The following is a 24269-nucleotide window of genomic DNA, read 5'->3' on the forward strand; positions in this document are numbered from 1 at the left end:
GACAGAACGGGGGTTTTAGTGAAAGAAACCAGCTTTACCAGCCAGTCACTTCCTTCAGAGCCTTACCAATATCGGCCAGACTCCGCACGGTTTTAACACCGGCATCGTTCAGGGCCGCAAACTTCTCATCTGCTGTACCTTTACCACCAGAGATGATGGCGCCCGCGTGGCCCATACGCTTGCCAGGAGGTGCTGTAACACCGGCAATGTAGGAAACCACTGGCTTAGTGACGTTTTCCTTGATGAACGCAGCCGCTTCTTCTTCAGCGGTACCGCCGATTTCACCAATCATAACGATAGCTTCTGTTTGCGGATCGTCCTGCAGCAAACGGAGGATATCGATGAAGTTGGAGCCCGGAATCGGATCACCACCGATGCCCACGCAGGTAGACTGGCCGTAGCCGAAGTCTGTGGTCTGCTTGACTGCTTCGTAAGTCAGGGTACCGGAACGGGACACAATACCGACTTTACCTGGCTTGTGGATATGGCCTGGCATAATCCCGATTTTGCACTCGCCCGGAGTAATAACACCCGGACAGTTAGGCCCGATCATGCGAACACCTTTACGATCAACATATTCCTTGGCGTAAAGCATGTCGATAGTCGGGATGCCTTCAGTGATGCAAACGATGAGCTCAAGGCCTGCATCTGCTGCTTCAATGATGGCATCTTTGCAGAACGGAGCCGGAACGTAGATGACGGTTGCCTGAGCACCGGTCTTTTCTACGGCATCACGTACGGTGTTGAACACCGGAAGCCCCAGATGCTCAGTACCGCCTTTACCCGGGCTAACGCCACCAACCATCTTGGTGCCGTACTCAATCGCCTGTTCAGAGTGGAATGTACCCTGTGCGCCGGTAAAGCCCTGGCAAATTACCTTGGTGTCTTTATTAATCAGGATGCTCATTATTTACCCCCTGCGGCTTTAACGACTTGCTCTGCAGCATCGGCCAGGCTGCTGGCGGCGATGATGTTCAGGCCACTATCAGCCAATACCTTTGAACCCAGTTCAGCGTTGTTACCTTCAAGGCGAACAACCACGGGCACCTTAACGCCAACTTCTTTAACTGCGCCGATAATGCCTTCAGCAATCATGTCACAGCGGACAATACCGCCGAAGATGTTAACCAGAACGGCTTGCACTGCATCATCCGACAGGATGATTTTGAACGCCTCGGACACACGCTCTTTGGTAGCTCCGCCGCCAACGTCCAGGAAGTTAGCCGGGCGACCACCAGACAGTTTGATGATATCCATGGTTCCCATTGCCAGGCCGGCACCGTTAACCATGCAGCCGATGTTACCTTCAAGGGCAACGTAGTTCAGTTCCCAGGCTGCAGCTTCTGCTTCGCGGGCATCTTCCTGCGAGGGATCGCGCATTTCCTGAAGTTTCTTCTGACGGTACAAAGCGTTGCCATCGACACCGATCTTGGCATCCAGGCAGTGCAGATCACCAGCCGGGGTAATAACCAGTGGGTTGATTTCCAGAAGTGCCAGGTCATAGTCTTCAAACAGCTTAGCCAGGCCCAAAAAGATTTTGGTGAACTGACCAATCTGCTTGCCTTCCAAACCCAGCTTGAAGGCCAGCTCGCGCCCCTGATATGGCTGTGCGCCAACCAGCGGATCAATCTCGGCTTTCAGAATTTTCTCGGGAGTTTCTTCTGCAACGGTCTCAATTTCAACACCGCCTTCCGTAGAAGCCATAAATACGATGCGACGAGTACCGCGATCAACAACTGCACCCAGGTACAGTTCCTGGTCGATGTCAGTCAGGGATTCAACAAGAATTTTACTGACTGGCTGGCCATGCTCGTCAGTCTGGAAAGTAACCAGCTGCTTGCCCAACCACTGTTCCGCGAACGCGCGGATATCGTCAGTATTCTTGACCAGCTTTACACCACCAGCTTTACCGCGGCCGCCAGCGTGAACCTGGGCTTTGACTACCCAGCTGTTTCCGCCAATTTTCTCTGCAGCTGCTACAGCTTCATCCGGGGTATCGCAGGCGATGCCCTGTGATACAGGCAAGCCATATTCAGCGAAAAGCTGTTTGCCCTGATATTCATGCAAATTCATAGTTAGTGTCCCGCTTTTTGATGGAGGATAACCACGTACGGAAGTGAACCCGCCACTCCCACAAAGGAAGCAGTTAATACGGATTCATTTCGGTGAGCAGGGGATCACCTCAGCTCACCACGATCGCAACCGGAAATCAGCCCTTTTCTATGGTAAAGGGGCGCCATCACTGGCGCCCCTGTTTCCTGGATTGCGTTACTTCTTTTTGCGACGGTTCGCTTTGTGAATAGCACCACCGTCAACCGCAAGCGCCGCCTCGTGCACAGACTCCGAAAGAGTCGGGTGTGCAAAACAGGTCAACGCCAGATCTTCTGAACTGGAGCCAAATTCCATGGCAATAACACCCTGGGCAACGATTTCCGATGCCTGAGGCCCTACAACGTGGAAGCCAAGAATCCGGTCAGTTTTCTCATCGGCAATGATTTTCACCATGCCCGCGACTGAGTTTGCAGCCATCGCACGGCCGTTAGCCGCAAATGGGAAAGTACCAACTTTGTAGGCTTCACCTTCAGACTTCAGCTGCTCTTCCGTTTTACCTACCCAGGCCACTTCAGGCGCTGTGTAGATAACATTAGGAATGCAGTCATAATTGACTTGGGGTTTATGGCCGGCAATACGCTCCGCAACCATAACACCCTCTTCCGAGGCTTTGTGTGCGAGCATTGGGCCACGAACAACGTCACCAACTGCCCAGACACCCGGAGCTTCGGTTTTACAAGTGTCATCAACAAAGATGAAACCACGCTCATCCATGTTGACACCCGAGTCGGCAGCCAGCAGATTGTCGGTATATGGCCGGCGGCCAACCGCAACAATCAGCTTGTCGACTTTCAATTCCTGTTTACCGGCGCTGTCTTCGTAATTCACATAAACCAGCTTGCGCTTGACCTCGGCACCGGTTACACGGCCGCCCATTACAATGTTCAGGCCCTGCTTACGGAATTGCTTCAGCGTTTCCTTGGCTATCTGCTGATCTACAGCAGGCAGGAAGGTATCCTGAGCTTCCAGAATGGTAACTTCGGAACCCAGACGCGCCCAGACACTGCCCAATTCGAGACCAATAACACCCGCACCGATAATACCAAGGCGCTTGGGAACCTCACCAAACTCCAGAGCACCTTCCGAATCGACAATGTAGCCTTCGGTCATCGGTGCAGGCGGAATTTCAATAGGCTTGGAGCCAGTAGCAATAATTACGTTGTCAGCTTCGTAGGTTTTTGTGCTGCCATCCGGAGCGGCAACTTCAACCTGACGATTGGCCAGAAGCTTCCCGTGACCATGGATAGCGGTAACACCGTTAGCCTTGAATAGTCCCGCAATACCGCCAGTGAGCTGCTTAACAATGCCGCTTTTGCGCTCCATCATCTTGGCGATGTCCATTTTGACATCCTTGGCGATGATGCCCTGCATTTCGTAGTCGTGGTTCGCTTCCTCAAACTTGTGAGAAATTTCCAGCAACACTTTGGATGGGATGCAACCTACGTTCAGGCAGGTACCACCAAGCACCTGGCTTTGGTCATCCTTCGAGCTCCACGACTCGACACATGCGGTTTTCAGGCCAAGCTGAGCAGCTTTAATGGCAGCAACATAGCCTCCCGGGCCGGCGCCAATGACGATTACGTCGTACTTATCAGACATAGTTGATCCTGTTTTCTGATTCGTTAAATGTCGGCTCAGACGTCCAGCAGAATACGCGCCGGATCCTCGAGCATGTCCTTGATGGCCACAAGGAACTGTACCGCTTCCTTGCCATCGACCATGCGGTGATCATAGGACAGCGCAAGGTACATCATCGGACGGATTTCTACCTTTCCATTAACAGCCATCGGCCGCTCCTGGATTTTGTGCATACCCAGAATAGCCGTTTGCGGCGGGTTAAGGATCGGCGTGGAAATCAGCGATCCAAAAATACCACCGTTGGTAATAGTAAACGTACCACCGGTCATATCTTCAATTGCAAGTTTGCCGCCTTTTGCCTTGGTACCGTACTCAACAATCTTCTTCTCGATATCTGCAAGGCCCATCGCATCAACATCACGCAGTACCGGAACAACCAGACCACGATCCGTAGAGACGGCAACACCAATATCCTGGTAGCCATGATAAACCATGTCGTTACCGTCAATAGACGCGTTAACGGCCGGGAAACGCTTCAGGGCTTCGGTAGAGGCTTTGGCGAAGAACGACATAAAGCCCAGCTTGATGTCGTGGCGCTTAACAAAGCTTTCCTGGTATTGCTTGCGCATCTCCATGATGGGACCCATGTCGACCTCATTAAAGGTCGTCAGCATGGCAGCTGTCTGCTGCGCATTCACCAAACGCTTGGCGATGCTGGCACGCAGACGGGTCATGGGTACGCGTTTTTCCAGACGCTCACCTGCAGCAACATTGACTTCAGGCATGGCGGCCGGGGCTTTCACGGAGCCACCTGAAGACTTGGCGCTATCTACATGATTCTGAACATCTTCTTTAGTGACTCTTCCGTCTTTTCCTGTACCTTTCACGGAGCCAGGATCAACACCATTCTCGTCTGCCAGCTTACGTGCAGCCGGACTCAGAATAGCGTCTTCAGAACTGGCACTTTGCTCAGCTTTGGCTTCACTCTTGTCGGCACCGGCAGTATTGTCAGCGCCGGCACTGGCCACAGCACCAGCTTTGAACCTGCCGACAAGTTCACCGCTTTCCACGGTGTCGCCTTCGCCTTTAATGATCTCTTCGATCACGCCGTCAGCTGGCGCAACCACTTCAAGAACGACCTTATCGGTTTCGATATCAACAATCAGGTCGTCACGTGAACAAGCTTCGCCAGGCTGTTTATGCCAGGTCGCGACGGTACCCTCTGCGACCGACTCCGGGAAAACGGGTGCTTTAATCTCAGTAGACATTACAGTTCCTTAATTCGGTAGCTCGTCAGATTTCAAACGCGTCGTTAACAAGTTTTTTCTGTTCTTCAATATGAACAGACATATGCCCTGCTGCCGGAGCAGCCGAAGCCTCACGACCGGCGTACTGAAGATGAAGCTTGGGATTCAGGCGTTGCAGCGCATTACGCATGTGATGCTGACTGCAATACCAGGCACCCTGGTTCATGGGCTCTTCCTGACACCATACGGCATGTTTCAGCTTAGTATACTGGGCCAGGGTTTCATCCAGATCTTCTCCGGGGAACGGATACAGCTGCTCAATACGCACAATGGCAACATCATCACGCTCATCGGTCTTTTTCTTTTCCAGCAGATCGTAATAGACCTTGCCGCTGCAAAGAATAATCCGGTTAACCTTTTTGGCATCAGACAACTCTTTCTCGGGAAGAACAGTCTGGAAGGTACCAGATGTCAGATCTTCCAGATCAGATGTCGCTTCCTTGTGACGCAGAAGACTCTTGGGCGTGATAGCAATCAACGGCTTACGCAGTGGACGCTTGACCTGCCGGCGCAGCATGTGGAAAACCTGCGATGGCGTAGTCGGCACACAAACCTGAATATTCTGCTCTGCAGACAACTGCAGGAAACGCTCAAGGCGCGCAGAGCTGTGCTCAGGCCCCTGCCCTTCATAGCCATGTGGCAACAGCAAGGTCAGGCCACACAAACGACCCCATTTATGCTCACCACTGGTAAGGAACTGGTCAATAACAACCTGGGCGCCGTTTGCGAAATCACCAAACTGGGCCTCCCAAACCACAAGCGCATCCGGTGTGGTGGTTGAATATCCGTATTCAAACGCCATGACCGCTTCTTCAGAAAGCAGCGAGTCATAAATCTCGAACTTCGGCTGCTTATCGGAAAGCTCGGCAAGGGCTATGTGCCTGGAGCCATCTTTCTGATTATGCAATACCGCGTGGCGATGAGAAAAGGTTCCACGCCCAACATCCTGACCAGTCAACCGGATCGGGTGGCCTTCGTTGAGTAGTGTGGCATAGGCCATAATCTCGCCATAACCCCAGTTAATCGGCAATGCGCCAGCAGTCATCTTCTCGCGATCAGAAACAATCTTGGAAACCTGACGCTGAATGCTGAACCCTTCCGGAACCTGAGTCAGTTTTTTACCCAGTCTCTGGATCGTTTTCAGGGCAACACTGGATTTACACTTGGCTGTCCACTCATGGCCAAGGTGCGGTGTCCAGTCAACGTACAGATCCTTGTTCGGTTCTTTAACAAGAGATTTGACCACATGCTCGCCGTTATCAAGAGCATCACGGTAGTCATTCTCCATCTGCTTGGCTTCACTTTCGGAAATCACACCGGCAGCGATCAGCTTTTCAGCATAAAGAGTACGGGTCGTTTTCAGCTTACGGATCTTGTCATACATCACCGGCTGGGTTGCAGCAGGCTCATCGGCCTCGTTATGCCCACGACGCCGGTAGCAGACCAGATCGATAACAATATCGCCCTTGAATTCGTTGCGATAGTCCATTGCCATCTGCGTAACAAACACTACCGCTTCAGGATCATCCGCATTCACGTGAAGTATCGGTGCGTGCACCATTTTGGCGACGTCTGTGCAGTACTCTGTGGAGCGGGCGTCTTCCTGTTTGCTGGTAGTAAAGCCGACCTGGTTATTGATAACGATATGGATGGTACCACCCACGCCGAAACCACGGGTCTGGGACATCTGGAAGGTTTCCATGACGACGCCCTGGCCCGCAAACGCTGCATCACCGTGCATGATAACCGGAACTACCTGATTACCCTGAGTGTCAGTGCGGCGGGTCTGGCGGGCACGAACAGAGCCTTCAACCACCGGAGATACGATTTCCAGATGCGATGGGTTAAACGCCATTGCAAGGTGTATTTCGCCGCCTTCAGTCATCACATTGGATGAAAAACCCTGGTGATATTTGACGTCACCGGAGCCTGAATCTGCGAGCTTTTTACCTTCAAATTCATCAAACAGTTCTGTCGGGTTCTTACCGAGAGTATTTACCAGAACGTTCAGTCGGCCTCGGTGGGCCATACCCAGCACAATTTCCTTGGCGCCGTAGTGCCCAGCGCGTTGGATAAGCTCGTCCATACAAGGGATAAGGCTCTCACCACCCTCAAGCCCGAAACGCTTGACACCCGGGTAACGGGAACCAAGGTATTTCTCCAGACCTTCAGCCGCCGTCAGACGTTCGAGAATATGCTTGCGGGTATTGGTCTCATAACCCGGCTCGGAGCGAACAGGCTCCATACGCTGCTGAAACCAGCGCTTAATGCGGGTATCAACTATGTGCATATACTCGGCGCCAATGCTGCCGCAATATGTCTGCCGCAGTCCATCGACGATATCACCGAGCTTCATGGTTTCAGAACCAAAGCTCAGGGAGCCGGTCTGAAAAGTCAGATCACGATCAGATTCCGACAGTTCATGAAACGAGGGATCGAGATCTTCTACTTTCTGGCGCTGCCAGACCCCAAGAGGATCCAGCTTTGCTTCCTGATGACCGCGAAAGCGATAAGCATTAATAAGCTGGAGAACACGGGTCTGCTTTTTATCAGCATCCGACGTTGCACTGACTGGCACGCCATTATTCGCGAGAAAACGCTGATTCCGGGATATGTGTTCAAACTGCTCGCGGATAGAAGAGTGATTGACATCACGACCATGGTTGCCGTCAACGCTGGGGAGCTTGTCAAAGTAGCTCCTCCACTCTTCGGGAACGGCATTAGGATCTGTCAGGTAGGTCTCAAAAAGCTGCTCAACGTAGGCCAGATTTCCACCCTGTAAGTGGGACGTCTGCCATAACTGCTCCATGATGCTTTCTTGCATTTTGAATAGCTCACCTTGGGCTGGTGCGGGGAAGCCCGGTATGGTCGGCCAGGGGTGGTTATCAGTCAATACGGGTTTTTACGGGATCGACTATGGCAACCACACCCAACACGGATGTCTTCCGTTCCCCAATGATTTTTTTGTACTCAGCAACGCCGCAAGAAAACAGAATAAATTTCCGCCACGGCTTGCGTAGTGTGCACACGGTTAATACTTTTGACTATAAGCCTTTGGTTGAAGGCCCCGCACAAATGCGAGGCCTTCAGCTTTCATCCTGAACAGATAAGTATAGCGTCTGCCTTCAACTTTGCCGCCTAAACAGTCCGCTGCAGCAGAAGGTTCCGAATATGGCCAATTGCCCTTGTAGGGTTAAGGCCTTTCGGGCAAACGCTGACACAGTTCATAATGCCCCTGCAACGGAAAACGCTGAACGGGTCATCCAGATTCGCAAGACGGTCAGCCTGAGCAGTGTCACGGCTATCTGCCAGAAAGCGATACGCCTGCAACAGCCCGGCCGGACCAATAAACTTATCCGGATTCCACCAGAACGATGGACACGACGTTGAACAACATGCACAGAGAATACACTCGTACAGGCCATCCAGCTTTTCGCGGTCTTCCGGCGTCTGCAAACGTTCAATAGCAGGCGCAGGCTTATCGTTCACCAGATACGGCATTACCTTTTCATACTGTTTGTAGAAAAGACTCATGTCGACAACCAGATCACGAATAACGGGCAGGCCAGGCAACGGACGCAGCACCAGCTTGCCATTCTTGACAACCTGAGACATTGGCGTGATACACGCCAGGCCGTTCTTGCCATTCATATTCATGCCATCAGACCCACAAACACCCTCACGGCATGAGCGGCGATAGGCCATTGACGCATCTTTCTCTTTAATGAGATTCAGCACATCCAGGACCATCAGATCCTTTCCGGCCGGGAGTTCAACTTCGACGTCCTGCATGTATGGGGCGTTGTCAGTTTCCGGGTTATAACGGTAAAGGCTTACCAACATAATGTACGTTCCCCTTAGTAAGTCCGGACTTTCGGCTGAAAGGTATCGACAGTTTTAGGCGAGAAGTTAACATCACGCTTGCCAATACGCTTATCCAGCGGGAAGTAGAGAGAGTGCTTCAGCCAGTTTTCGTCGTCACGCTCGGTGAAGTCGTTACGGGCATGAGCACCACGGCTCTCTTTACGCTCATTTGCGGCAATCGCAGTAGCCAGAGCCACCTCATACAGATTGTCCAGCTCCAGCGCCTCGATACGCGCCGTATTGAACGCACTGCTCTTGTCTGTCAGCATGGTGTTACGAACACGCTCACCGATAGACTCGAGCTTCTTCAAGCCCTCTTCCATACTCTTGCCGTCACGGAACACACCGAAGTAAAGCTGCATGCAGTTCTGAAGATCCTTGCGAACCTCTGCAACACTCTCTCCTTCAGTGGTGCTGTTCAGACGATCCAGACGCGCCATCGCGCGCTTGATATCTTCATCACTGGCGCCATCTACCTCAAAGCCACCACGCAACTGCTCTTCAATGTGCAGACCAGCAGCACGACCAAAGACAACAAGATCCAGCAGAGAGTTCCCGCCCAGACGGTTAGCCCCGTGAACGGATACGCACGCCGCTTCGCCACAGGCAAACAGACCAGGAATCGGCTTATCGTTACCATTCTCATCCTGAGTCAATGCCTGACCACCTACGTTGGTGGGAACACCACCCATCATGTAGTGGCAGGTAGGCACAACAGGAACCGGTTCCTTCACCGGGTCCACGTGAGCGAAAGTACGAGACAGCTCACAGATACCAGGCAAACGCAGGTTCAGGGTTTCTTCACCCAAATGATCCAGCTTCAGCAGTACGTGATCTTTCTCCGGACCACAGCCACGACCCTCAAGGATCTCGATAACCATGGAGCGCGCGACCACATCGCGGCCAGCCAGATCTTTTGCGTTTGGAGCATAACGCTCCATGAAGCGCTCACCTTCGGAATTGATCAGGTAACCACCCTCACCCCGGCAACCTTCGGTTACCAGCGTACCGGCACCATAGATACCCGTTGGGTGGAACTGCCACATTTCCATATCCTGCATCGGGAAGCCCGCACGCAGCGCCATACCAATACCATCGCCAGTGTTAATCAGAGCATTGGTAGTAGAGGCATAAATACGGCCCGAGCCGCCAGTTGCCAGAACCGTAGCCTTGGATTTGATGTAGGCCACTTCGCCAGTTTCAATCTCAATGGCTACAACACCAACAACTTCATCCTTACTGTTCTTGACCAGATCTACGGCGTACCACTCATTAAGGAAGGTAGTACCACCCTTGAGGTTTGCCTGATACAGCGTGTGCAGGAGCGCGTGACCAGTACGGTCAGCCGCCGCACATGTGCGCGCTGCCTGGGTAGGGTTATCCGGACCTTTGGACTGCCCGCCAAACGGACGCTGATAAATCCGGCCCTGCTCGGTACGCGAGAACGGCAGACCCATGTGCTCAAGCTCGAAAACAGCCTGGGGACCTACGGAACACATATACTCAACTGCGTCCTGATCGGCAATGTAGTCAGACCCCTTAACGGTGTCATACATGTGCCAGCGCCAGTCATCGTTGGGATCAGCACTTGCAATTGCACAGGTGATACCACCCTGGGCTGATACCGTATGTGACCGGGTAGGAAATACTTTTGTAATACAAGCCGTTTTAACACCGGACTCGGTCAGCTGCAGGGCCGCTCGCATACCGGCACCGCCGCCGCCGATAACAATCGCGTCGTACGACATAGTCTTGATATTAGACATCGATTAAAGCCCCCAAATAATCTGAATACCCCAGACCACATACACAAAAATCACCAGAATGAACGCTGCCTGAAACAGAAAGCGCTGCACTGCTGATTTGATGTAGTCGGTAGAAACGGTCCAAAGCCCGACCCATGCATGAGCCCCGATAGAAAGCAGCGCCAACAACGTAAAGATCTTGAACCACGCCTGATCAAACAGAGCCTGCCACACCTGGAAATCAACATCGGTTGTTGCAAAAAAACCAAGCAAAAACAACGTATAAAAGGCCAGAACGTAAGCCGAAACCCGCTGAATAATCCAGTCCTGGACGCCGTTACGGCCAATATTGGTCACACTATTCATGCCCATACCCAGACTCCTGCCAGAACGATGAGGATGACGGAAACTGCAATTGTGATTTTGGCGGCAGCACGCCCGCTCTCCAGTTCTTCACCAATACCCATATCCATGAGCAGGTGCTTGATACCAGCAACCAGATGGTAAAGCAGAGCAGACAGAATGCCCCAGGTAATCAGCTTGGCAAGGAAGCTGTTCAGCAAATCACTAACCTGACTGAAGCCTTCTTCCCCGGAAAGGGAAAGCTGAAGCCCATAAAGCATGAACGCAACACCAACAAAAATGATGATGCCGCTTACTCGGTGCAATATGGACGTAATGGCAGGCAGCGGAAAATGAAACTTGCCGAGATCGAGATTTACTGGTCGTTTGCTATTCACAGCGCTCTCACACTCTCTTTCTAGTACCGCGGAGCCGGCGAACCGGTGGCGGATGGTTTGTATGTAAGGATCGGATGTTCGATACGAAATCGGCAGCCGATTGGTTCAGGAGGGTGGACACCCATCAGGTAGCTCACTGTACACAAGCGCCCATGAAAAAGATGAATCCCCAAATCTGGGCTAGGGATTATAAGGAGGCGCCCGTATAATTACAAACGGGCAACCCACGCCAAAGCATTGAAGATACAGCATCAGGGCAAGCCATAAGGCGTATTGACAAATACTTTTTACGGCCTGAAGCCGCGTTATTCGTGATATCCCTGATTTACAACAACTACAGGAACACAATATTTCCCCACTCTTTCATTGACAAAAAAAGCCAACACCCTATATTTTGCCGCCAGTTTTGCGATAATACGCGCCTTCTAGCGCAACTATAAAGGCAGCGCATGCTGCTAAAGCTGATAAACAGGAGAGCACTATGACCGACAGGAAAGCCACGCTCTCGGTGGGGGACAAGTCCATTGAGCTACCGGTTTATTCCGGCACCGTTGGCCCTGACGTCATCGACGTACGAGGCCTAGTCCAGCAAGGCGTTTTCACTTACGACCCGGGGTTTGTTTCTACAGCCGCCTGCGAGTCGGCCATCACTTATATAGATGGTGAGAACGGCGTTCTCCTGCACCGGGGTTACCCGATTGAACAGCTCGCAGAGCATTCAGATTACCTTGAAACCTGCTACCTGCTACTGAAAGGCGAACTGCCTACCCCCGAAGAGAACAAGCAGTTCCACAACACCATCAAAAACCACACCATGCTGCATGACCAGATGCGCAATTTCTTCCACGGCTTTCGCCGGGACGCGCACCCTATGGCCATCATGTGCGGTGTTGTTGGCGCCCTTTCTGCGTTCTATCACGACCAGATGGACGTTACAGACGCACATCAGCGGGAAATTACTGCCCACCGCCTGATCGCCAAAATGCCCACAATTGCGGCCTGGTGCTATAAGTACAGCATCGGCCAGCCGTTTGTGTATCCCAGAAACGACCTCTCCTATTCCGAGAACTTTCTGCAGATGATGTTTGGCGTTCCCTGCGAGGAATACAAACCGAATCCGATCCTGGCTAAAGCCATGGACAAAATCTTCATTCTGCACGCAGACCATGAGCAGAATGCGTCAACGTCCACAGTACGCCTGGCCGGCTCAACCGGTGCCAACCCTTACGCCTGCATCGCCTCTGGCATCGCAGCACTCTGGGGCCCGGCTCATGGCGGCGCTAACGAAGCCGTTCTCGATATGCTCGCGGAAATCGGCGACGTAGACAACATTGATACCTTTATTGCGAAGGCCAAGGACAAAGACGATCCCTTCCGTCTCATGGGCTTTGGCCACCGGGTATACAAAAACTTCGATCCGCGCGCCAAGGTAATGGCAGAAACCGCACACGAAGTTCTGAGCGAGCTGGGACTGGAAAACGACCCACTGCTGAAAATTGCTCAGCGCCTTGAGCAGATTGCTCTGGAAGATGAGTATTTCGTCAAACGCAAGCTCTACCCGAACGTGGACTTCTATTCCGGCCTGATTCTCAAGGCAATCGGAATCCCGACTTCCATGTTCACGGTCATCTTCGCGATGTCGCGTACGATCGGCTGGTTCTCACACTGGAATGAAATGGTCAGTGGCGACTATCGCATTGGCCGCCCTCGTCAGCTCTATACCGGCTTCCCAGCAAGGGATTACCCGAAAAAGTAATCCTGCACACCCGAAAGCCAGAAGGCCGCTGATTCAGCGGCCTTTTTTTGTGACCAATACAAATACAGGGTTTTGGCCCGGCAACTCCTGAACTCTGTGCTAACTTAAGCCCCATAACTAAAAAAGGAGACAATAATGACTACAGTAACCTTCATCGGCCTTGGTGTTATGGGATATCCGATGGCTGGCCATCTCGCCAAGGCAGGCCTTACCGTCCGGGTATGGAACCGCTCAGAACAAAAATCCTCACAGTGGGCAAAGGAGTACACAGGGACCGCCTGTGAGACTATTGCGGAGGCTGTGAAAGGCTCTGATTTTGTATTGACCTGTGTGGGCGCAGACAAAGACCTTATTGCTGTTTATGAGGGCGATGACGGCATTCTGGCCCATGGAAAGCCCGGTACCATCCTGGTGGACCACACAACTGCATCAGCAGGAGTTGCCGAGAGACTTTCTGAAGCTTCACTCAAAGTCGGGATGAGCTTTATTGATGCACCGGTTTCCGGAGGCCAGCAGGGAGCACAAAACGGCCAGCTTACGATCATGTGTGGCGGTACCGAGTCGGACTACGCCAAAGCCCACCCCCTGTTACAACATTACGCCAAAGCCCTGAACCTGATGGGACCGGCTGGCAGCGGACAGAAAACCAAAATGGTGAACCAGATTGCCATAGCCGGTCTAGTACAGGGGCTGTCTGAGGCCCTGCATTTCGCTGAACAGGCAAACCTCGACGTAAAAAAAGTCGTGGATGTGATCTCAAAAGGCGCCGCTCAGTCGTGGCAGATGGAAAATCGATCCGCAACCATGATTGAAGGCGAGTTTGAACATGGGTTTGCCGTAGACTGGATGCGCAAGGATCTGGGCATATGCCTGGATGAGGCGCGGAAAATCAAGGCATCATTACCAGTCACCGCCCTGGTTGACCAGTTCTATGGCGATGTTCAGGAAATGGGCGGAAAACGCTGGGATACATCTTCGCTGATTGAAAGACTGCGGAAGTTCAGGTGAGCCCAAAGCTCGATAAACCGGGAAGAGCCTCATAAAAAAACAGGGGCAGGAACCTTAGTTCCTGCCCCTGTTTTTTCAGAATAGCGCTATACAGCCACTATTTTTTCTCCCGAGGCTGCCATTTGCCATCCACGTACCACGCAGACCAGCCCGTTGCCTTTCCGTCTTTTTCCGACATCACGTACTGCTCTTTCGTTTTTCGGCTGTACCGGATAACCGTCGGGTTACCTTCAGGGTCACGTTCGGGCGCCTTCATCAGATAATCGTGCTTTGGATCAATTTCCTTCTGGTGCGGCTTGATCTCCATAACAAGCGGGGGCCGGGTTTCACGATTTTTCGGAAACTTGCTTGCCGCCAGAAATAGCCCGGAAGCCCCGTCTCTCAGCACATAGGTGTCATCGACTTTCAGGCACTGAAGCTCGGGCATTGGCACCGGATCCATTTTAGGCGGCGCTGGCTCACCACTTTTCAGCAGCTTACGGGTATTTTTACAGGTATCACTCATACACCCGAAATACTTGCCAAACCGGCCAGTTTTCAGCTGCATCTCGGAGCCGCACTTGTCACACTCCAGCGTAGGCCCATCATAGCCTTTTATGCGGAAGGTCCCTTCCTCCACCTCATAACCGGAACAGTCAGGATTGTTACCGCAAACATGCAGTTTGTGAGTCTCGTCAACCAGGTAACTGTCCATGGCGGTAGAACATATCGGGCACCGGCGCTTTTTCCGCAACAAGCGGGTCTCACCCTCACCTTCCACATCATCGTCGGCACTGACAACTTCATCGCCGGAAACCAGGTTGATGGTGGTTTTACAACGCTCTTTAGGTGGCAGCGAATAACCCGAGCAACCTAGAAAGACCCCGGTACTGGCAACCCGGATCTGCATATTGCGACCACAGGTCGGACATGGAATATTCGTTTCCGTCGGATCGTTCGGGCGCATACCGCCCTCACCATCAGCTGCCTCGGCAGACTCCAGTTGCTGACGGAACCGCGCGTAAAAATCGTTCAGGACAGTCTTCCAGTCCACATCGCCTTCAGCAATATGATCCAGATCACCTTCCATCTTAGCCGTGAAATCAAAATCCATCAGGTTGGAAAATGACTCACAAAGCCGCTCGGTGACAATCTCACCCATTTTTTCTGCGTAAAAACGCCGGTTCTGCAGGCGCACATATCCTCTGTCCTGAATGGTCGAAATAATAGAAGCATATGTAGATGGACGACCAATACCCTGCTTTTCAAGCTCTTTAACCAGACTCGCTTCAGTGTAACGGGGCGCCGGCTTGGTGAAGTGCTGACTCGGCTCCAGCTTCTCGAGACTCAGAGCCTCTCCCAGCTTGATATCCGGCAAAGCGACATCTTCTTCTTTCTTGGCCGACTGAGGTGCGACCTTCAGAAAACCATCAAACTTGATAATACGGCCACGTGTGCGCAACTCGTAATCACCATTGGCAACCACGATGGATGTACTGAGAAATTCCGCTTCAGACATCTGGCACGCTACAAACTGCCGCCAGATCAGCTCATAAAGCTTCTCAGCATCCTTTTCAAGGCCACTGATAGCCACAGCCTGGCGCGTCACTTCTGTCGGACGTATGGCCTCGTGCGCTTCCTGAGCGCCCTCTTTGCTGCCATAGACCTTTGGCTTCTCTGGCAGATAGCGCTCGCCGAACTGATCCAGTATGTAATCACGACAGCTATTAACGGCGTCCTGACTGAGGTTCGTCGAATCGGTACGCATGTAAGTGATGTACCCTGCCTCATAAAGGCGCTGGGCAAGCATCATGGTTTTCTTGACACTGAAGCCCAGACGATTGCTCGCCGCCTGCTGCAGTGTCGATGTAATAAACGGAGCCCCGGAGCGGGATTTTGTCGGTTTGTCTTCCCGCTTGGATACCTTGAAACTACCTGACTCAAGGCGCTCTACATGTTCTTTGCTCTGCTGTTCGTTGACCGGGCGATAAGGTTTGTCGTTATAGCGTGTAACTTCAAAACGCACAGGCTGAGTACTGGCCTCGGCACCAAGGGCCGCAAACAACTGCCAGTATTCTTCCGGTACGAAAACCCGAATATCACGCTCGCGCTCTGCGATTAATCGAACCGCAACGGACTGAACACGGCCTGCCGACAGCCCACGGGCAAGCTTTGCCCACAGCAGAGGCGAGACCATATAACCCACAACACGATCCAGAAAGCGCCGCGCCTGCTGCGCATTCACCTGGTTCTGATCAAGAGTGCCCGGATGTTCGAATGCCTCCTGAATCGCACGCTTGGTGATCTCGTTAAACACCACACGACGGTATTTTTCCGGCTCACCACCAATGGTCTGCTTGAGGTGCCAGGCAATGGCTTCCCCCTCGCGGTCGAGATCCGTTGCGAGATAGATGTGGTCAGCAGTCTTGGCAAGTCGCTTAAGCTCACTGACAACCTTTTCTTTGCCAGGAAGAATTTCGTAGCGGGCACTCCAGTCCTGATCGGGATCAACGCCCATACGGGCAACAAGCTGCTCCCGTGCCTTGCGCTTTTTATGCGCAATTTTGTCTTCAGGGCTGAGTTTTCGAGTGACTGCCGCCTGCCTGGCACGCTCTTTAGGGTCGGACTGGGATCCGCTGCCACTGACGGGAAGATCACGAATATGCCCGACACTCGACTTCACGATGAAGTCGGAGCCCAGGTACTTATTGATGGTCTTCGCTTTCGCTGGTGACTCGACAATTACGAGACTTTTACCCATATCGGAGATCTGTATCCTTGGCGATAAATCGGTCATTAAACAAGCAGACCGTAAACTCGCTGTAAAATCAATCGGCTGGAAAAACTATAGGAGCCGCCATTATGTATAGGCTCACTGTTTTACAGGGTCATCAATTGCAAGACAACCCATTCTTTCGTTTCAGTCATGCTTTTTTTCGTATTTCGGAAGGCGCTTTCACGGCTTCCTGAAAGCAGGAAGGCCCGGCGCAAGCCGGGCCTTCCATGAAAGCACTAACGTGTCCGTCTAGCGGATCACAGGCGCTCCCACACTGTTGCAATGCCCTGCCCCAGGCCGATACACATGGTGGAAACACCAAGCTTACCGCCTTTGGCCTGCATTACGTTCAACAGGGTTGTGGAGATTCTGGCACCAGAGCAGCCCAGCGGATGACCAAGGGCAATCGCGCCGCCATTCAGGTTAACCTTCTCTTCCATCACACCCAGCAGCTTCAGGTCTTTCAGTACTGGCAAAGACTGTCCGGCAAAAGCTTCGTTCAGTTCCCAGAAGTCGATATCTTCGACTTTCAGGCCTGCACGCTTCAATGCCTTTTTGGTGGCCGGTACCGGACCGTAACCCATGATTGCGGGATCGCAACCTGCAACGGCCATGCTACGGATCTTCGCCATGGGCTTCAGCCCAAGCGCTTCAGCACGCTCTGCAGACATCAGCACCAGTGCTGAGGCGCCGTCTGTCAGCTGCGAGGAAGTGCCGGCAGTCACGGTTCCGTTCTTCGGATCGAATGCTGGCTTCAGCTTGCCCAGAGATTCCGCAGTGGTTTCCGGACGAATCGTTTCGTCGTGCTCGATCAGCACCTTGAAGCCGTTCTCGTCATGACCTTCAATAGGTATGATTTCGTTTTTGAAACGACCTTCCAGGGTTGCTTCGTGGGCAAGACGATGTGAACGAGCGCCGAACTCATCCTGCTGCTCACGGCTGATACCATGCATTTTTGCCAGCATTTCTGCAGTCAGGCCCATCATGTTGGAAGCCTTGGCAGAGTACTTTGATGCAGCGGGGTTATGGTCGAAGCCTGTAGTCATGGGTACGTGCCCCATGTGCTCCACACCACCAACCATGAACACATCACCGTTACCGGTCATGATGGCCTGGGCCGCTGTATGGATCGCACTCATTGCGGAGCCACACAAACGGTTTACCGTCTGGGCTGCAGACTCGTGAGGGATACGGGTCAGCAGAGAAATCTGCCGGGCCACGTTAAAACCCTGTTCCTTTGTCTGGTTTACACAGCCCCAAATTACATCTTCAACTTCTTTTGGGTCGAGCTTCGGATTGCGATCGAACAATGCATCGATCAGCGTAGCCGACAGGGTCTCCGCACGTACGTTACGGAAACAACCATTTTTGGCACGACCCATCGGAGTCCGCACGCAATCGATGACGACAACGTCTCTCGGATTAAGGCTCATAGATCTTTCTCCGTTCGGAAATCTCATTCAGGGTTAGCCAAAAAACTTTTCGCCAGTTTTGGCCATTTCGCGCAGCTTCTCGGTCGGGTGATAAAGTGGACCCAGGTCTGCATACTTGTCTGCCAGTTCAACGAACTTGTCGACACCCATATCGTCGATATAACGTAAGGCGCCACCACGGAACGGCGGGAAGCCGATACCGAAGATCAGACCCATATCGGCATCAGCCGGGCCTTCAACAATGCCGTCTTCCAGGCAGCGAACAGTTTCAAGACACAGAGGGAGCATCATGCGAGCGATGATATCCTCGTCACTGAAATCGTTCTTACCCTGAACAACTGGTTCGAGCAGTTTGTAGGTTTCTTCATCGACAACCTTCTTCTGCTTGCCCTTGCGGTCCAGCTCGTACTTGTAGAAGCCTTTATCGTTCTTCTGGCCATAACGGTTGTTGTCAAACATGACATCGATAGCCGTTGTGCCTTCATGCTTCATACGATCCGGGAAGCCATCAGCCATAACCGCACCGGCATGCTTGCCGGTATCCATGCCAACAACGTCGAGCAGGTATGCGGGGCCCATGGGCCAGCCGAACTTCTCCATTACCTTGTCTACATGCTGGAAGTCCGCACCGTCGCGCACCAGGCCGATAAAGCCGCCGAAGTACGGGAACAGAACGCGGTTGACCAGAAAGCCCGGACAATCATTTACAACAATCGGGGTCTTGCCCATCGCCTTTGCGTAAGCAACGGTTGTTGCAATAGCGCGATTGCTTGTCTTCTTGCCACGGATAACTTCAACCAGCGGCATCATTGGCACCGGGTTGAAGAAGTGCATGCCGCAGAAGTTTTCAGGCCTTTTAAGGTTCTTGGCCAGAAGATCAATAGAAATAGTCGATGTGTTAGACGTCAGGATGGCGTCATCACGGGTCATTTCTTCAACTTCACGCAGAACAGCGTCTTTTACCTTGGGATTCTCAACAACAGCTTCAACAACCAGATCTACGTTCTTGAAATCACCGTAATTCAGGGTTGGCGTAATACTGTTAAGAACATCCGCCATCTGCCCGGCGTTCATGCGGCCTTTATCAACACGCCTGGTCAGCTGCTTCTTGGCTTCTTTAAGGCCCAGTGCAATGCCGTCCTGGTTGATATCCTTCATGATGATTGGCGTGCCTTTCAGCGCAGACTGATAAGCAATACCACCACCCATGATGCCGGCGCCCAGTACAGCGGCCTGCTTCACTTCAGAAGCTTCCTTTTCCCACGCCTTGGCTTTCTTCTTCAGCTCCTGATCGTTCAGGAACAAGCCAACAAGGCAGGCTGCCACGTTCGTCTTCGCCACTTTGGCAAAGCCTTTGGCTTCTACTTCAACCGCCTTGTCACGGGTCAAGCCCGCGTGCTTCTGCATAACCTTGATAGCTTCCACCGGTGCGGGGTAATTCTTACCCGCTTTGCCACCGACAAATGCCTTGGAGATTTCAAACGCCATCATGCTTTCCATGGCGTTCAGCTTGATCTTGCCTTTCTTTTCTTCGCGGCGCGCTTCGTAATCGAGCTTGCCTTCATTGCACTGGTTAATAATTACGACAGCTGCTTCAACCAGTTTCGCAGGCTCAACAACCGCATCTACAGCGCCGGTTTTCAGAGCTGCATCTGCGCGATTTTCTGTACCGCCACAAATCCACTCAACAGCATTGTCTACACCTACAAGGCGGGAGAGACGAACAGTGCCACCAAAGCCCGGGAAGATGCCCAGCTTGACTTCTGGCAGTCCAACTTTCGCCTTGGGCGCCATGACACGGTAATCGGTCGCCAGGCACATCTCAAAACCACCACCCAGCGCCATACCGTTGATAGCTGTGACAGTCGGGAACGGAAGATCCTCAACCGCACTGAAAATGGCATTGGCTTTCAGGTTGTTGGCAACCAGATCTTCTTCGGAGCCGGCAAACAACTCAGTAAACTCTGTAATGTCGGCACCAACAATGAAACTGTCTTTGGAACTGGTTACCACCAGGCCCTTGAGTTTCTTTTGTGCTTTAAGTGCATCAGTCGCGGCGCGGAGCTCTTCAATGGTAAGACGGTTGAACTTGTTTACTGACTCGCCTTGCAAGTCAAAGTCCAACTGAGCGATCCCGCCTTCGATCTCTTTAACCGTGATGGCTTTACCTTCGTAAATCATCAACTGATCTCCAGTCTGTGTTTGGAACTGCTTTCAGCTCTGGCATCACTCTTGAAACTGCAAGAGTTATCCAGTCTGTTTACGCAGCGAGATTTCGGTCACTGCCCGATCAACCGACCTGAAATTCATACAGTCGTTTGAATCGTGAGGGCACACGATGGGAAAAAACAGCACGTTTGTCAATTTGTTTCTTTATGATCAGACCCAACCAAACCAAAATTTTTAGAGACCATAAATAATAGGCAATAAATTTCAGCAAGTTGCACGCAATATAAAGAAAACGCCTGAGCTTTATCCCGCAAATTTCAAAAATGTTTACATTTCCCTGAGACCAACCGCTTGATTGGTCATAGATGTTACTTTACCTTCGACCTACGACTTTCGTACACAATAATAAAATAACGGAGACTCATCCGATGAACACCATCCTCCTGCGGTCGCGCTTCCTTGCAATGTCGCTTCTGTTATTGGTGCTTACGTCCGCAAACCTCCGGGCCCAGGATACTGATGACTTTCTGTCTCAGCTTCACACCTTTCGTGTCAGCAACTATGTTTCACTGGATGCGTACTACCGGTTCATCGGAAACGGGACCACCAGCACCCTCAACGAAATCGTAGCAGGTATCAACACAGCCAACGAATCCATGAATCTGCTGACAAGCAGCACCAGCGATGCTTTGACAACCCAACAGACTGAAGCTCTCAACCGCGAATTCGACAAGTTCAAAAGCCTGATGCGGGATAACATCAATGATGTACGCACCACAGGTTACCCGGACTTACGCCTGGTTTCTGATATGGCCAATCAGGCGTTGACCATGAACGATATGGCAACAGAGTTTTATCGGGATGCTCAAGAAAAGTCCCAGGCAGAGACAAGCCCACGAGTAGAGGCGGCACGGCTGGCCGCAGTCAAGATTGCCCAGATGATGGCAAAATACTCAGTCAGAACCAACTCATCCGTTTCACAGATTTTTCAGGGCTCATCTTCAGAAACACCTCTGGACGGGCAGGCAAAGGAGTTTGATCAGTTGCTCGAATCTGTCCTGAAGGGAAAAAGTGATGGCGAGCTCGCAGCACTTTTAAACGATGTCGCTGGAAAATGGCAATTTATCCGAGGCTCCTACATTAACTACAACGAAAACAACGTAGGCTTTGTAATTGACAGATATTCGAAAAAGATTCTCCAGAACTTGACCACAGCCATTGAAATGCTTCAGCAAAGCTCCTGATAACCCCGGGCCTCTTTCCCCCGCCGTGCTTGCGTATTATGCTGTACCAAAGCCCGAACACTAAGGAGTTAGCGATGTCTGCATACAAGAAAATGCTCGTTGCCATAGATCTCACTGAGGAAGCACCACAGGTTCTGGATAAAGCCAAAGCAATGAGCAAGGCCAATGACGCGAGTCTGGTTCTGGTGCACGTTGTGGAACCAGTCGGTTACGCCTACGGTGGAGATATCCCCATGGACCTGACCGAGCTGCAGGATCAGCTCGACAAGGCTGCCCGCGAGCAGCTCACCGCTTATGGCGACAAATATGGCATCGATAAGGCGAACCAGATTGTGACCGTCGGTCGTCCCGAATCGGAGATTCACCGCCTGGCAAAAGAACAGGGAGCCGACCTGGTGATCGTTGGAAGTCACGGACGAAAAGGCTTTCAGCTTCTTCTGGGCTCAACCGCCAACGGCGTTCTGCACGGAACCGAATGCGATGTTCTGGCCATCAGAATCAATTAATACTCCCTGACCTGAGCCGCACCTTATACACTTGCCCGGGGCATTATCTGCCTCCGGGCTTGCCGTGACTCCCGGAACAATCAGTTAAGCGCCTGCTCCTCAAGCTCCATCCAACGTTCAATCACTTTTTCCAGACGCTTTTCCGTTTGCTCCAACTCACCCAGTGTAGCCGCAACTTCGTCAGGCGGACCGGCATAGAAGTCCGGCGACGAAATACGCTCCTGAATACGGACAATGTCCTGCTCCAGGGCCTCGATCTGCCCCGGCAACTGCTCAAGCTCAAGCTTTAGTTTATAGCTCAGTTTTGATAGTTTGGGCTTGGTACCGCCGCCTTCCGGAGAACCTGAAGCACTCTGTACCTTGCCTGCAGACGAGCTGCTCTCTTTTCCGCTACTACTCTGCCTGCCGGATTTCGCCGCCTTGTCATGCTTGTCGGGCCGGGCACCACTAGCCTCTGCAGGGAAACAGCCGCCCTGCCGACGCCAGTCACTGTAGCCACCCACGTATTCGTGTACGCTTCCCGACCCGTCAAGAAATACAGTTTCGGTTACGACATTATCAAGGAATTCACGGTCGTGACTGATAACAATCACTGTGCCGGCGAACTCAGCAAGCTGTTCCTCCAGAAGCTCAAGGGTTTCAACATCGAGATCGTTAGTGGGCTCATCGAGAACCAGAATATTCGCAGGCTTGCTGAACAGTTTTGCCAGCAACAGCCGGGCTCGCTCCCCCCCCGAAAAGACACTGACAGGAGACCGTGCCCGCTCCGGAGTAAAAAGGAACTCCTGCAAGTACCCCAGCACGTGCTTACTCTGCCCGTTGATATCAATAAACTCACGACCTTCTGACAGGTTATCAAGTGCATTACGGCTAAGGTCCAGTTCACCACGAAGCTGGTCAAAATATGCAACTTTGAGGTTGGTTCCCAGACGAATAACACCCTCTGTCGGCTCCAGGTCTCCCAGAAGTAAACGTACCAGTGTTGTTTTACCCGTTCCGTTTTCACCCACAAGACCAATCTTGTCGCCCCGAAGCACTGTCAGATTCAGGTTCCGGATAATCGAAGTCCCGTCCGGGTATGCAAAGCCAGCATCAACCGTTTCGACTACCAGCTTGCCCGAGCGCGCCGCATCCTCGACTGCAAACGTAGCCGTTCCGCCACGAACCCGACGCTGCCGGTGCTCTTCCCGCATTGCCCTGAGCGCCCTCACCCGCCCCATGTTACGGGTGCGACGGGCCTTGATACCCTGGCGAATCCAGGTCTCTTCCTGCTTCAGTCGTTTGTCAAAAAGTGCGTTTTCCCTGTCTTCCTCCTCAAGCGCTTTTTCCTTGAGCTCCAGATAGCGGTCATAAGAAGCCGCGAAGCTGACGAGCTTTCCCCGATCCAATTCCACGACGCGGGTAGCCATGCGCCTTATAAAAGCACGATCGTGACTCACAAACAGCATCGCACCGCGAAACGCACCGAGCGCCTCTTCAAGCCAGGCAATTGCCGGTACGTCCAGATGGTTGGTGGGCTCGTCCAGTAGCAGAATATCAGGCTCTCCAACGAGCGCGCGGGCAAGAAGCACCCGGCGCTGCCATCCACCAGAGAGCGTATTCAGCCTCTGATCAGGATCTATACCGTATTGCGCAAGAACTGCTGCAACCTTCTGGTCAAGGCGCCAGCCATCAAGAGCTTCTATGCGCTCCTGCACTTTCATCATACGGTCGAGGCTGGCCTCATCTGCATGCTGCGTAAGCGTATGGAATTCGGCTAAAAGCTGACCTGCCTCCGGGAAAGCCCCGGATACAACCTCATAAGCCGTTCTCGAATCTTCAGTGGGGAGGTTTTGTGGCAATACGGCTAACGCAGCGCCATCCTCAAGACGGATCTTACCTCCATCCGGCAAAACCTCTCCGCTGACAATCTTGAGCAAGGTTGATTTACCCTCACCATTTCTACCCAGCAAGCACACCCGTTCACCGGCATCAATATTGAGGGATGCCTTATCCAGCAACGGGTGCATCCCATAGGCCAGGGAAATCGAGTCCAGCGTTAACAATGGCACT

17 protein-coding genes are annotated in these 24269 nt (G+C 52.4%); 4 read left to right on the forward strand and 13 right to left on the reverse strand.

The annotated features are described in order from the left end of the window. Positions 1-34: 34 nt before the first annotated feature. The 9 genes from sucD to sdhC all read right to left on the reverse strand — a co-directional run bounded on the left by sucD (position 35) and on the right by sdhC (position 11346). Complete coding sequence (sucD, locus tag CPA50_RS08740; RefSeq protein ID WP_096782007.1) at positions 35-907, reverse strand: succinate--CoA ligase subunit alpha; 873 nt, start codon at positions 905-907, stop codon at positions 35-37. After that, complete coding sequence (gene sucC, locus CPA50_RS08745) at positions 907-2073, reverse strand: ADP-forming succinate--CoA ligase subunit beta (protein WP_096782008.1); 1167 nt, start codon at positions 2071-2073, stop codon at positions 907-909. The genes sucD and sucC overlap by 1 nt, the downstream gene beginning before the upstream one ends. A 195-nt stretch (positions 2074-2268) precedes the next feature. Then, positions 2269-3711: a dihydrolipoyl dehydrogenase gene (gene lpdA, locus CPA50_RS08750; RefSeq protein ID WP_096782009.1), complete on the reverse strand. Its 1443-nt coding sequence runs from the start codon at positions 3709-3711 to the stop codon at positions 2269-2271. A 35-nt stretch (positions 3712-3746) separates the two neighbouring features. Next, the gene (gene odhB / locus CPA50_RS08755) at positions 3747-4958 is read right to left on the reverse strand and encodes a 2-oxoglutarate dehydrogenase complex dihydrolipoyllysine-residue succinyltransferase (RefSeq protein ID WP_096782010.1); all 1212 of its coding nucleotides are present in this window, start codon (positions 4956-4958) and stop codon (positions 3747-3749) included. 25 nt (positions 4959-4983) lie between these two features. Next, positions 4984-7821 (reverse strand): 2-oxoglutarate dehydrogenase E1 component, encoded by a 2838-nt coding sequence (locus CPA50_RS08760; RefSeq protein ID WP_096782011.1) that lies wholly within the window; start codon positions 7819-7821, stop codon positions 4984-4986. A 314-nt stretch (positions 7822-8135) separates the two neighbouring features. Continuing rightward, a complete protein-coding gene (locus tag CPA50_RS08765) occupies positions 8136-8840 on the reverse strand; it encodes a succinate dehydrogenase iron-sulfur subunit (protein ID WP_096782012.1) in 705 nt (234 codons plus the stop codon). 14 nt (positions 8841-8854) lie between these two features. Further along, entirely contained in the window at positions 8855-10627 is a 1773-nt protein-coding gene (gene sdhA / locus CPA50_RS08770; RefSeq protein ID WP_096782013.1) for a succinate dehydrogenase flavoprotein subunit, read from the reverse strand. 3 nt (positions 10628-10630) lie between these two features. After that, positions 10631-10978, reverse strand: coding sequence for a succinate dehydrogenase, hydrophobic membrane anchor protein (sdhD, locus tag CPA50_RS08775; protein WP_227519535.1), 348 nt, complete (start codon positions 10976-10978; stop codon positions 10631-10633). Next, complete coding sequence (gene sdhC / locus CPA50_RS08780; protein WP_096782014.1) at positions 10969-11346, reverse strand: succinate dehydrogenase, cytochrome b556 subunit; 378 nt, start codon at positions 11344-11346, stop codon at positions 10969-10971. Before sdhC ends, sdhD begins: the two co-directional genes overlap by 10 nt. A gap of 481 nt (positions 11347-11827) precedes the next feature. On the opposite strand from sdhC, the gene gltA reads away from it, so the two are divergent. After that, entirely contained in the window at positions 11828-13102 is a 1275-nt protein-coding gene (gltA, locus tag CPA50_RS08785; protein ID WP_096782015.1) for a citrate synthase, read from the forward strand. 135 nt (positions 13103-13237) lie between these two features. Next, positions 13238-14110: an NAD(P)-dependent oxidoreductase gene (locus CPA50_RS08790; protein ID WP_179397171.1), complete on the forward strand. Its 873-nt coding sequence runs from the start codon at positions 13238-13240 to the stop codon at positions 14108-14110. A gap of 97 nt (positions 14111-14207) precedes the next feature. Here CPA50_RS08790 and topA read toward each other — a convergent pair whose 3' ends face one another. The 3 genes from topA to fadB all read right to left on the reverse strand — a co-directional run bounded on the left by topA (position 14208) and on the right by fadB (position 20479). Then, a complete protein-coding gene (gene topA / locus CPA50_RS08795; protein WP_096782017.1) occupies positions 14208-16850 on the reverse strand; it encodes a type I DNA topoisomerase in 2643 nt (880 codons plus the stop codon). 272 nt (positions 16851-17122) lie between these two features. After that, complete coding sequence (fadA, locus tag CPA50_RS08800; RefSeq protein ID WP_096782018.1) at positions 17123-18298, reverse strand: acetyl-CoA C-acyltransferase FadA; 1176 nt, start codon at positions 18296-18298, stop codon at positions 17123-17125. Positions 18299-18331: 33 nt separating this feature from the next. Next, positions 18332-20479 carry a fatty acid oxidation complex subunit alpha FadB gene (fadB, locus tag CPA50_RS08805; protein ID WP_096782019.1) on the reverse strand — a complete coding sequence of 716 codons (2148 nt, stop codon included), beginning with the start codon at positions 20477-20479 and terminating at the stop codon, positions 18332-18334. A 416-nt stretch (positions 20480-20895) separates the two neighbouring features. Here fadB and CPA50_RS08810 point away from each other — a divergent pair, with 416 nt between their 5' ends. Beyond that, a complete protein-coding gene (locus CPA50_RS08810) occupies positions 20896-21711 on the forward strand; it encodes a hypothetical protein (RefSeq protein WP_096782020.1) in 816 nt (271 codons plus the stop codon). 74 nt (positions 21712-21785) lie between these two features. Next, complete coding sequence (locus tag CPA50_RS08815; protein ID WP_096782021.1) at positions 21786-22217, forward strand: universal stress protein; 432 nt, start codon at positions 21786-21788, stop codon at positions 22215-22217. A gap of 80 nt (positions 22218-22297) precedes the next feature. On the opposite strand, the gene CPA50_RS08820 is transcribed toward CPA50_RS08815, so the two are convergent. Further along, complete coding sequence (locus CPA50_RS08820) at positions 22298-24268, reverse strand: ATP-binding cassette domain-containing protein (protein WP_096782022.1); 1971 nt, start codon at positions 24266-24268, stop codon at positions 22298-22300. Position 24269 lies beyond the last annotated feature (1 nt).

The organism is Marinobacter sp. ANT_B65, assembly GCF_002407605.1.
In the GTDB taxonomy this organism is placed as follows: domain Bacteria; phylum Pseudomonadota; class Gammaproteobacteria; order Pseudomonadales; family Oleiphilaceae; genus Marinobacter.